Genomic DNA, 10,604 nt, shown 5'->3' on the forward strand with positions numbered 1-10,604 from the left:
GCGAGGCACGCATCGAAGACTGGGCTCTTGAGATGTCGAGGCGGCGGCAATGCGTGGGGGATTGCATCAGGGTCTGCGAATTTTTCTGACACTTGCCTGCACGGCGCTTTTCGTCGGCTGTGAGGAAAGCGGGAACACCTATGTTCCTCCTCCACCTCCCGTGGTTCGGGTTGCACAGCCCGTCCAGCAACCGGTAACGCTTTACTTCGAGCTCACCGGCAATACGGCGCCGCTCAATGCCGTCGATATCGAGGCGCGTGTCCAGGGCTTTATCCAATCCATCGATTACCAGGACGGCATGATGGTGAAGAAGGGCACCAAGCTTTTCGGCATCGAACGCGACACCTACCAGGCGCAACTCGATCAGGCCAAGGCATCACTCGCCTCACAACAAGCCTCGCAGGTCGGCGCGAAGCAGGAATATGACCGTCAGCTCAATCTGTCGAAGCAACAGGTCACCACCCAGACCGCGGTCGACAGCGCCAAGGCAACGCTCGACGAGGCGAATGCCGCCATTCTCAACGCCCAGGCCAATGTCGATCTGGCGACGATCAACCTCGGCTATACGGAGGTGCTCGCTCCCTTCGATGGCATCGTCACCGACCACCTCGTCGACATCGGCACGCTGGTCGGCGTGTCCGGCCCCACCAAACTCGCCAGCATTGTCCAGACCGATCCGCTTTATGCCTACTTCAACGTCAGCGAAACGCAGGTGTTGATGATCAAGCAAACCCTGGCAAAGCAAGGACATACTTTCAGGCAGACGGGCCTTCCAAGCATCCCCGCGGAGATCGGTCTTCAGACCGAGGAAGGCTATCCGCACAAGGGACATCTCGACTACGTATCGCCTCAGCTCGATGCCTCCACAGGCACGCTTCAGGTGCGCGCGCTGTTCGACAACAAGGACCACGCCATGTTGCCCGGGCTCTTCGTCAGAGTCCGGGTACCGGTCGGCCACGATGACAAGGCCCTACTGGTGCGCGACGACACGATCGGAACGAACCAACTTGGCACCTACGTACTGGTTCTCGGCAACGATGATGTCATCGAGCAGAAGCAGGTCAAGATCGGCCAGCGTGAGGGCGCGCTCCGGGTCATTCAATCCGGCCTCGATCCGGCTGACTGGGTGGTGACCCAGGGAATTCAACAGGCCATTCCGGGAAGCAAGGTCACCGCCGAGAAGATGGATATGAACCCGACGACTAACGCCGCCGGCGATGCCAAGGCAGACACAACCACGCAATGAATTCGCCACCACGCTCCATTTGAACGTTTGAGGGCAACAGCATGATCTCGCGTTTCTTCATTGAGCGGCCGGTGCTTGCCAACGTGCTGGCATTGGTCTTCGTGCTGGTCGGCGCGGTTGCCCTGTTCCAGCTGCCAGTGGCGCAATACCCCAATGTCGTCCCGCCGACGGTGCAGGTCACGACGCGATTCCCCGGTGCCAGCGCACAGACCCTCATCGACACCGTCGCCCTGCCGATCGAGCAGCAGGTCAACGGCGTGCAGGACATGCTGTACATGCAGTCCACAAGCGCCAGCGACGGCACCTATTCGCTGATCGTGACCTTTGCCATCGGAACGGATCCGGACCAGGCGCAGGTTCTGGTGCAGAACCGTGTCGCCATAGCAATGTCGTCGCTTCCCGAAGCGGTGCAGCTTCAGGGCGTGACGACGCAGAAGAAATCGACGGCGATCCTCGGCTTCGTCAGCCTGACCTCGCCCGACAGCCGCTATGACAGCCTGTTCCTGTCGAACTATGCCGTCATCAACCTGCAGAACGAACTCTCCCGCCTGCCGGGCGTCGGCAATGTCACCGTGTTCGGCGCCGGCCAATATGCCATGCGCATCTGGATGGATCCGAACCTGCTGCAGGCCCGCGGCCTGACGCCGCAGGACGTCGTCAACGTCGTGCAGCAGCAGAGCCAGGAGGTCACTGCCGGCCAGATCGGCATTCCGCCGGTGCCGAAAGGGCAGGTCTTCCAGTACACGCTGAATGTCAATGGCCGGCTGAACGAGGCGGCCGACTACGAGAACATCGTCGTCAAGGTCGAAAGCGGACAGGGCGGCCGGATCACCCGCGTTCGCGATATCGGTCGCGTCGAACTCGGCGCCCAGACCTACAGCCAGTCCTTCACGCAAAACGGCCGGCCGGCAGCAGGCATCGGCATTTTCCAGCTGCCGGAGGCGAACGCCATTGCGGTGGCGAAGGCGGTGCGCGCCAAGATGGAAGAACTCTCAAAGAGCTTTCCGCCGGGTCTCGAATATCACATGCCGTTCGATACGACGAAATTCGTCGAAGCTTCCATAGACGAGGTTTACGTCACCTTGATCGAAGCGGGCGTACTCGTCCTCATTGTCATTCTGGTTTTCCTGCAGGATTGGCGGGCGATGCTCGTGCCCGCGACGACCGTTCCGGTCACCATCATCGGCGCCTTCGCGGCGATGGCGGCATTGGGCTTCACGGTCAACCTATCGACGCTCTTTGCCATCGTCCTCGCGATCGGCATTGTGGTCGATGATGCCATCGTCATCGTCGAAGGCGTCGCCCGCCACATCGAGGCCGGCATGTCGGGCCGAAAGGCCGCTGAGAAAGCGATGGAGGAACTGCTCGGCCCGGTCATCGGGATCACGCTTGTGCTAATGGCCGTCTTCATTCCGGCCGCCTTCCTGCCCGGCCTGACCGGTCAACTCTATCGGCAGTTTGCACTCGTCATCGCCGCAACCGCCCTGATCAGCGCCATCAATGCCGTCACGCTGAAGCCGACGCAGTGCGCCCTTTGGCTTCGCACGCCGGTGCCCCCCGAAAAACGCAACATTCTCTATCGCGGTTTTAATAGGGGATATGACTGGGGTGAGCGCCACTATGCCGGTCTGATCGGAGCGATGACCCGCCGCAGCGGCATCATGGCCATCGCGGCGCTCGTCCTGATCGGGGTTGCGGTCTGGGGCCTCACTCGCTTGCCGACGGCGTTCTTACCCCTGGAGGATCAGGGCTATCTGCTGATTAGTGCGCAATTGCCGGACGGCGCATCGAAAGAGCGGACGGATTCTGTGATGGAAGAGGTCGGCAAGATCGCCGAGGCGACCCCCGGCGTCGATCAGGTGTTGACCATCAGTGGCCTTTCCGTTCTCGACAACAATGCCAGCCTGCAGAATGCCGGCGTCGCCTATGTCGTCCTTAAGGATTGGGACGAGCGCGGCAAGGAGAAGGGACAGGATCTGCTGTCGATCTATCAGCATCTGAATGACGCTCTGCAGCATGTGCTGACCGCAAAAACGCTGGTGGTCGTGCCGCCTCCGATACAGGGCGTCGGCAATGCCAACGGTTTTACCATGCAGGTCGAGCTCAGGAACGGTGTATCCGATTATCCGCTGCTGCAGACGCTTGCCGACACGATCGTCAAGAACGGCAACGCCCAGTCATCGCTGCAAAGGCTGAGCACGCCGTTTCGCTCGAACGTGCCGCAGCTTGCAGTCTCCGTCGATCGCATCAAGGCGGAGACGCTGGGAGTTACGGTGGGCCAGGTGTTTTCCGCTCTCTCCGGCTATGTCGGATCAAGCTATGTGACCCAGTTCAATAAATTCGGCCGCACCTTCCAGGTCTATGCGCAAGCCGCTTCCGACTTCCGCGTCAGCCCTGACGACATCCGTAATCTGAAGGTCAAGGCCGGCGACGGGACGATGGTGCCGCTCGGCACGGTCGTCAACGTTACCATGACCCAGGGTCCCTCACTGATCAGCCTCTACAATCTCTATCCCACCGCCACCATCGTCGGCGGACCAGCCGCCGGTTTCAGCTCGGGCCAGTCGCTGGAGGTCATGGAGCAGATCGCCGACCATACATTGCCGGCGGGAACCGGTTTCGAATGGACGGCGCTCTCCTATCAGGAGAAGGCTGTGGGCGGTCAGATCTATTTCATCTTCGCCCTTGCCATGCTGCTCGTCTATTTCGTGCTGGCCGGCCAATATGAAAGCTGGATCCTGCCGCTGGCGGTCATAGCGGCTGTGCCGCTGGCCCTCCTCGGCACGGTGGCCGCACTCACGGCTGCCGGCGTCGCCAACAATCTCTACACCCAGATCGGCCTCATCCTGCTGATTGCGCTTGCGGCCAAGAATGCCATCCTCATCGTCGAATATGCGCGTGAAAAACGAACGGAAGGCATGGAAATCCTGGACGCGGCCGTCGAGGCTGCCCGTCTGCGTTTCCGGCCGATCCTGATGACGTCCTTCGCCTTTATCCTCGGGGTCCTGCCGCTGGTGCTGGCGACGGGCGCCGGCGCATCGGCCCGCAAGTCGATCGGCATATCGGTCTTCAGCGGCATGATCGCCTCGACCTGCCTTGCCATCCTCTTCGTTCCCTCCTTCTACGTGCTGCTGCAGCGCCTCGAGGAATATTGGAAGCGGCGCGGCGCGACCGCAAACACGGCCGCGAGCGTGACAGAGGCGGAGATATCGAACGTCGGGTGAAGCGATCGCCGTTATTGCACGATCACCTGCACATAAACGTTGCCGCTCTTCGCGTAATAATAACCGCCGCATCGATAATAGTAGCCGCCGTAATAGGGACCATAGCGGCAGCCCGCCGGAAGCACGGCGATAGCAGTCGTCGTGCGGGTGACGACCCGCCGCGTCGTCCGGCGGGCGACGCCGGCATAAGAGAGCGGCGTCAGCGGCCTGCCGATAGCGGCGCCCGCCGGCGTGACGAAGCCGACCGGTACCGGCGTGGATCCCTGCCCCTCGATGTGAAAGCCGGTAAATGTCAGAACGCCGGCAAAGCCGAGCGCGAAGAACAGCTTGCTATAAGTCATTTTACCTCTCCCATATCGGCAGCCTCAGGCAGCTCATCGAGCGATTGCAGCTCACTGAGATCGACCGTTTTGGCGCTGGCTGGAACCTCGATGGTGTAGGAAACGGCCGCGACTTCAGCCCCACTTTTGAAATCGCTGATTTCGAGCGTGTATTGCGGCGCCTGGACGACGTGCTTGCTGGTGATGACATAGCGGCGGGGTATCGGTTGCGGGCCGCTCTGTATCCATATCTGCCAGTCGATCTCGGGCGTCCGGAAGGCCAGATATTCGCATTCGACCCCGTCCACGAAAGCGCTGGAAATATGCTTGGCCTCTATCACATCCGACATCAGCGTGTCGTAGACGTTGGTGGACAAGAGATCGGCGCCGGGGGCCTCGACGCCAGCGGTCATCAGCCTGTCGATCAGCTCATCCAGCGAACCTTTGCCATCGATCTTGGCATAGGCGTCGAGATTCTTGCCATGCACCGTCAGCGACGAGCCGTCGAAACTGACGTCGAGGTCGGCAAAGCCGCCGGTCCTGGTGACGCGCAGCTTGTCGGGACGCGTCAGGTTGGCCGTGCCGGAGCTTACGAACTGGAGTTTCTCGAAGGCAGGCGTTACCGCTTCGAGCGACGATTGGTAGGTGAAGGATATCGTCTTCTGCGCCGTCAGAAAATCGGACATCGTCTTGAGCAGGGCTTTCGAATCATCCGCCCATGCGTTGGTCGGCGGCGCGAGGGTGGCGGCAAGCGAAGCATATAGGAGCATCCGCTTCCATCGCGGCAAAGAGAAGGTCGATGACATGGCAATGCCTTTCCTTGGTGTCGTCATTGATTCCATCCAATTGCAGATAGCGGCTGGCGGACTTGCCGCAGCCGGACATAAAATCTGAGAGAAGCAAATGCATGCATGCGGACGCATAGCCGTCAGCCGGCTTTTGCAGGATCGCGCGCCGAATTTCTCGCTGGCGCGCGATGAGCTCTTTCAGAGAGCAAATTTCAAACGGGCACTACAATCCAGAGGTCAAGACACGATGGCAGGCCGGTGACACGCGTTGCAGATTGTCGCGCAGGCAGGCAACCCCCCGGCCTCCGCCTAAAGGCACCATGCCGCACAAGGCTCGGAAGTCCGCTCCGCAGGTTTCCCGCAGGATCATCACTTCCTCACGTGGGGAGAAGGCTGGCATCATTCTCCGAGGGGCCGGCGTAATCGCGCCGGTGGCGGCCGCATCGCCGGCCGCCGGCACCCCCGATCCCCCCAAAGCCGCAACCGCTTGCTGACATGGCGCCGATAAAGCGGCGTTATGCTGCTGCAGACAGCTGAGCGCCGCCGCACCGCCCGGCGCCACTCCGGAACATTGCGCCATGAAGTCGCGCTGGCAGGCCGATTTGACCGCATTTCGCTGCGCTTGCGTCGGCTGAGGCGCCGGCGTGCCGGTCGCAGGCGCCGGGGTGGTCACCGCAGTACTTGCAGGCGCAGCCGGCGTCGGCTCCGCGGATGTCGATTTAGGTTTTACGTTCACCGCCGAAACTGCATTCCGGCAACCCGCCGAAAGCGTCGCACTATGCTGCTGTAGACAGGTCAGCGCCTCGATGCCTCCCGGCGTCACTCCGGAGCATTTTGCGATGAAATCGGAGCGGCACTCCGACCTGATGGCATTGCGCTGCTCTTCGGTCGGCGCTTGCGCTAGAACGATCCCGGTGAAGAACACCACCGCGCAGAAAGCAGGCAAGCCGGAGACTACCGAAAGAAGACGACGCCTCCGACACGGAGAGGTCGGTAGAGAAAATCGCCATTTCCGCATGATTCCCCCTATAATCTCTGATCTACTTCATGAAATCGGAATTCCCTCTGAACAGGATAATAGGCGCCGCCGAATGGACGGACGTTGCTTGCTGCAATGAAAATATAAGATGCGCCTAGTCTATGTATATTAGAATATTATCTCTTTAGCAACTATATAGTCACCGCCAGAGGTCGATCGCAACTTGGAAGGCTATCATTTCTGACGTCCCGAAACGCAAAAGCCCCCGTCATCGGCTTTTGAGATAATGAAGGAGATCTGGTTGGGTGGCCAGGTTTGTAGTTTTGTGTCCGGCTGCGTCGGTTTTGCCTTCTTTCGGGCCCCTGAAGGGGCGTTATTTGACATATTCCGGAATCAAAAAGCCCGCTGGAGGCGGGCTATTTGGAAAGAGATTTGGTTTCGGGCAGGATTTGAACCGTTCGCAGGCTCACCCTTCAGGTTATGGTGAGCCTTAGCGAACGACGAGGCGAGGCGGCAGAGCAATCGATCCAGTGAATCGATTGCCGCCGAGCGGGCTCATCCGAGGGGATCGTTTTGCTTTAGCTTTTGGAAGTTTGGTTGCGGGGGCAGGATTTGAACCTGCGGCCTTCAGGTTATGAGCCTGACGAGGCGAGGCGGAAAGCAATCGATCCAGTGAATCGATTGCCCGCCGAGCGGGCTGCTCCACGAGGAGCATTCTGCTTTTAGAAGGAAGAGATTTGGTTGCGGGGGCAGGATTTGAACCTGCGGCCTTCAGGTTATGAGCCTGACGAGCTACCGGGCTGCTCCACCCCGCGATATTATTTTACAGCAGAAAGGGCCGCTTGAGCGACCCTTTTGTGACGGCGTGGGCCGTTGATTGATCAGAGAAGATTAAAGTTGCGCTTAGCAGACCTGGCAGCGACCTACTCTCCCGCGTCTTAAGACGAAGTACCATGGGCGCAGGGGCGTTTCACGGCCGTGTTCGGAAAGGGAACGGGTGCAGCCACCCCGCCATAACCACCAGGTCGGCAAAGCGCAACTTATGTTTTGAGAAGCTGGGGATGAGGCAGTAGGCAGTTGCCATTAGGCAATAGCGCTATTGTCATCGTTTTTTTGAACACGTCTTTGAAGCGAATGAGGAGTGGCTATTGCCGACTGCCTATTCCCTTCTGGCTTCATCAGCTTTGGCTGATGAGCATTGTCAATGAGAACGATCAAGCCGATCGAGCTATTAGTACCGGTAAGCTTCATGCGTTGCCGCACTTCCACACCCGGCCTATCAACGTGGTCGTCTTCCACGGCTCTGATAGGGAACACTCGTTTTCAGGTGGGTTTCCCGCTTAGATGCCTTCAGCGGTTATCCCGTCCATATATAGCTACCCTGCTATGCCCTTGGCAGGACAACAGGTCCACCAGAGATATGTCCATCCCGGTCCTCTCGTACTAGGGACAGATCCTGTCAATATTCCTACACCCACGGCAGATAGGGACCGAACTGTCTCACGACGTTCTGAACCCAGCTCACGTACCGCTTTAATTGGCGAACAGCCAAACCCTTGGGACCTGCTCCAGCCCCAGGATGCGATGAGCCGACATCGAGGTGCCAAACAACCCCGTCGATATGGACTCTTGGGGGTCATCAGCCTGTTATCCCCGGCGTACCTTTTATCCGTTGAGCGATGGCCCTTCCACGCGGGACCACCGGATCACTATGACCGACTTTCGTCTCTGCTCGACTTGTCAGTCTCGCAGTCAGGCGGGCTTATGCCATTGCACTCGACGACCGATTTCCGACCGGTCTGAGCCCACCATCGCGCGCCTCCGTTACTCTTTCGGAGGCGACCGCCCCAGTCAAACTACCCACCATACACTGTCCCGGACCCGGATGACGGGCCGCGGTTAGACATCCATGACGATAAGGGTGGTATTTCAAGGATGGCTCCACGGAAACTGGCGTCCCCGCTTCAAAGCCTACCACCTATCCTACACATGCCGACACGAATGCCAGTGTAAAGCTATAGTAAAGGTGCACGGGGTCTTTCCGTCTGACCGCAGGAACCCCGCATCTTCACGGGGAATTCAATTTCACTGAGTCTATGTTGGAGACAGCGGGGAAGTCGTTACGCCATTCGTGCAGGTCGGAACTTACCCGACAAGGAATTTCGCTACCTTAGGACCGTTATAGTTACGGCCGCCGTTTACTGGGGCTTCGATTCAAAGCTTGCACCTCTCCTCTTAACCTTCCAGCACCGGGCAGGCGTCAGACCCTATACGTCGTCTTGCGACTTCGCAGAGCCCTGTGTTTTTGATAAACAGTCGCTACCCCCTGGTCTGTGCCACCCCATCATAGTTGCCTAAAATGGGGTCACGCTTCTTCCGAAGTTACGCGTGCAATTTGCCGAGTTCCTTCAACATAGTTCTCTCAAGCGCCTTGGTATACTCTACCTGACCACCTGTGTCGGTTTCGGGTACGGTCTATACGGTGGAGCTATTTCCTGGAACCGCTCCGCTGCCCTGATAATCCAATAAACCAGAACAACTTGTGCAATCCGTCACTACCACCAGGCCCACGAATATTAACGTGGTTCCCATCGACTACGCGTGTCCGCCTCGTCTTAGGGGCCGGCTAACCCTGCTCAGATTAACTTTAAGCAGGAACCCTTGGTCTTTCGGCGAGAGGGTCTCTCACCCTCTTTATCGTTACTCATGTCAACATTCGCACTTCCGATACCTCCAGAGCCCCTCACGGGTACTCCTTCATCAGCTTACGGAACGCTCCGCTACCACTCCTCAAAGAGGAATCCTCAGCTTCGGTGCATGGCTTCAGCCCCGTTACATTTTCGGCGCAAAGACCCTTATTTAGACCAGTGAGCTGTTACGCTTTCTTTAAATGATGGCTGCTTCTAAGCCAACATCCTGGTTGTTTTGGGATCCTCACATCCTTTCCCACTTAGCCATGACTTGGGGACCTTAGCTGGAGGTTAGGGTTGTTGCCCTTTTCACGACGGACGTTAGCACCCGCCGTGTGTCTGCCGAGTAGTACTCCCCGGTATTCGGAGTTTGGTTAGGATCAGTAAGACGGTGAGTCCCCATAGCCCATCCAGTGCTCTACCCCGGGGGTATTCGCTCGACGCTCTACCTAAATAGATTTCGCGGAGAACCAGCTATTTCCGAGTTTGATTGGCCTTTCACCCCTAGCCACAAGTCATCCCAATCTATTGCAACAGATGCGGGTTCGGTCCTCCAGTTGGTGTTACCCAACCTTCAACCTGCTCATGGCTAGATCACTCGGTTTCGGGTCTAATGCAACGAACTATGACGCCCTATTCAGACTCGCTTTCGCTTCGCCTACACCTACCGGCTTAAGCTTGCTCGTTACACTAAGTCGTTGACCCATTATACAAAAGGTACGCCGTCACCCTTGCGGGCTCCGACTGTTTGTAGGCATCCGGTTTCAGGTTCTATTTCACTCCCCTTGTCGGGGTGCTTTTCACCTTTCCCTCACGGTACTTGTTCGCTATCGGTCATGCACGAGTACTTAGGCTTGGAGAGTGGTCTCCCCATGTTCAGACAGGATTTCTCGTGTCCCGCCCTACTCTAGGACAATCGTGATATCTACGCGTACGGGGCTGTCACCCACTACGGCCGCACTTTCCAGAGCGTTCCACTTTAATCACAATTGCCACTGGCCTGGTCCGCGTTCGCTCGCCACTACTTGCGGAGTCTCGGTTGATGTCCTTTCCTGCAGGTACTTAGATGTTTCAGTTCCCTGCGTTCGCTTCTTACACCCTATGGATTCAGGTGCAGATACCTTATCACAATGCTTGGAAACCTGAGGCGTCTTCGACGCATCAGGCAATAGCCAGTAGGCACTAGCCAATAGTGTCGCCACCACTGCCTATTGCCTAATTCCTACTGCCTGCGCCAACGGCGCATCAGATTTTCCAAGCATTTAAGGTGGGTTGCCCCATTCGGAGATCCATGGATCAAAGCTCATTCGCAGCTCCCCACGGCTTTTCGCAGCGTATCACGTCCTTCATCGCCTGT

General features: G+C 58.2%; 5 protein-coding genes, 2 tRNA genes and 2 rRNA genes (1 of these 9 running past the window's edge). 2 read left to right on the forward strand and 7 right to left on the reverse strand.

Features of this window, described 5'->3' with window-relative positions; all coding sequences use genetic code 11:
- Positions 1–49: 49 nt before the first annotated feature.
- Both J0663_RS06630 and J0663_RS06635 read left to right on the forward strand, forming a co-directional pair.
- The gene (locus tag J0663_RS06630; RefSeq protein WP_207243662.1) at positions 50–1,246 is read left to right on the forward strand and encodes an efflux RND transporter periplasmic adaptor subunit; all 1,197 of its coding nucleotides are present in this window, start codon (positions 50–52) and stop codon (positions 1,244–1,246) included.
- 41 nt (positions 1,247–1,287) lie between these two features.
- Entirely contained in the window at positions 1,288–4,470 is a 3,183-nt protein-coding gene (locus tag J0663_RS06635; protein ID WP_207243663.1) for an efflux RND transporter permease subunit, read from the forward strand.
- A gap of 11 nt (positions 4,471–4,481) precedes the next feature.
- On the opposite strand, the gene J0663_RS06640 is transcribed toward J0663_RS06635, so the two are convergent.
- The 7 genes from J0663_RS06640 to J0663_RS06665 all read right to left on the reverse strand — a co-directional run.
- A complete protein-coding gene (locus J0663_RS06640; RefSeq protein WP_207243664.1) occupies positions 4,482–4,811 on the reverse strand; it encodes a hypothetical protein in 330 nt (109 codons plus the stop codon).
- The gene (locus J0663_RS06645; protein WP_207244450.1) at positions 4,808–5,596 is read right to left on the reverse strand and encodes a DUF2092 domain-containing protein; all 789 of its coding nucleotides are present in this window, start codon (positions 5,594–5,596) and stop codon (positions 4,808–4,810) included. The genes J0663_RS06640 and J0663_RS06645 overlap by 4 nt, the downstream gene beginning before the upstream one ends.
- Before the next feature lie 205 nt (positions 5,597–5,801).
- On the reverse strand, positions 5,802–6,596 hold the full coding sequence (locus tag J0663_RS31185; protein ID WP_246590380.1) for a RodZ family helix-turn-helix domain-containing protein: 795 nt from the start codon (positions 6,594–6,596) through the stop codon (positions 5,802–5,804).
- A gap of 559 nt (positions 6,597–7,155) precedes the next feature.
- Positions 7,156–7,246, reverse strand: a tRNA-Leu gene (locus J0663_RS06650).
- 49 nt (positions 7,247–7,295) lie between these two features.
- Positions 7,296–7,372 (reverse strand) — tRNA-Met (locus tag J0663_RS06655).
- Positions 7,373–7,467: 95 nt separating this feature from the next.
- Positions 7,468–7,582, reverse strand: a 5S ribosomal RNA gene (gene rrf, locus J0663_RS06660).
- Between the two features lie 185 nt (positions 7,583–7,767).
- A 23S ribosomal RNA gene (locus J0663_RS06665) occupies positions 7,768–10,604 on the reverse strand; it runs 42 nt beyond the window's last position.

Source organism: Rhizobium lentis (assembly GCF_017352135.1).
GTDB classification, from domain to species: Bacteria; Pseudomonadota; Alphaproteobacteria; order Rhizobiales; family Rhizobiaceae; genus Rhizobium; species Rhizobium lentis.

Bases quoted from the DNA above. Each gene is read 5' to 3' on its own strand.
- J0663_RS06630 (WP_207243662.1), top strand. From the start codon at position 50: ATGCGTGGGGGATTGCATCAGGGTCTGCGAATTTTTCTGACACTTGCC.
- J0663_RS06635 (WP_207243663.1), top strand. From the start codon at position 1,288: ATGATCTCGCGTTTCTTCATTGAGCGGCCGGTGCTTGCCAACGTGCTG.
- J0663_RS06640 (WP_207243664.1), bottom strand. From the start codon at position 4,811: ATGACTTATAGCAAGCTGTTCTTCGCGCTCGGCTTTGCCGGCGTTCTG.
- J0663_RS06645 (WP_207244450.1), bottom strand. From the start codon at position 5,596: ATGTCATCGACCTTCTCTTTGCCGCGATGGAAGCGGATGCTCCTATAT.
- J0663_RS31185 (WP_246590380.1), bottom strand. From the start codon at position 6,596: ATGCGGAAATGGCGATTTTCTCTACCGACCTCTCCGTGTCGGAGGCGT.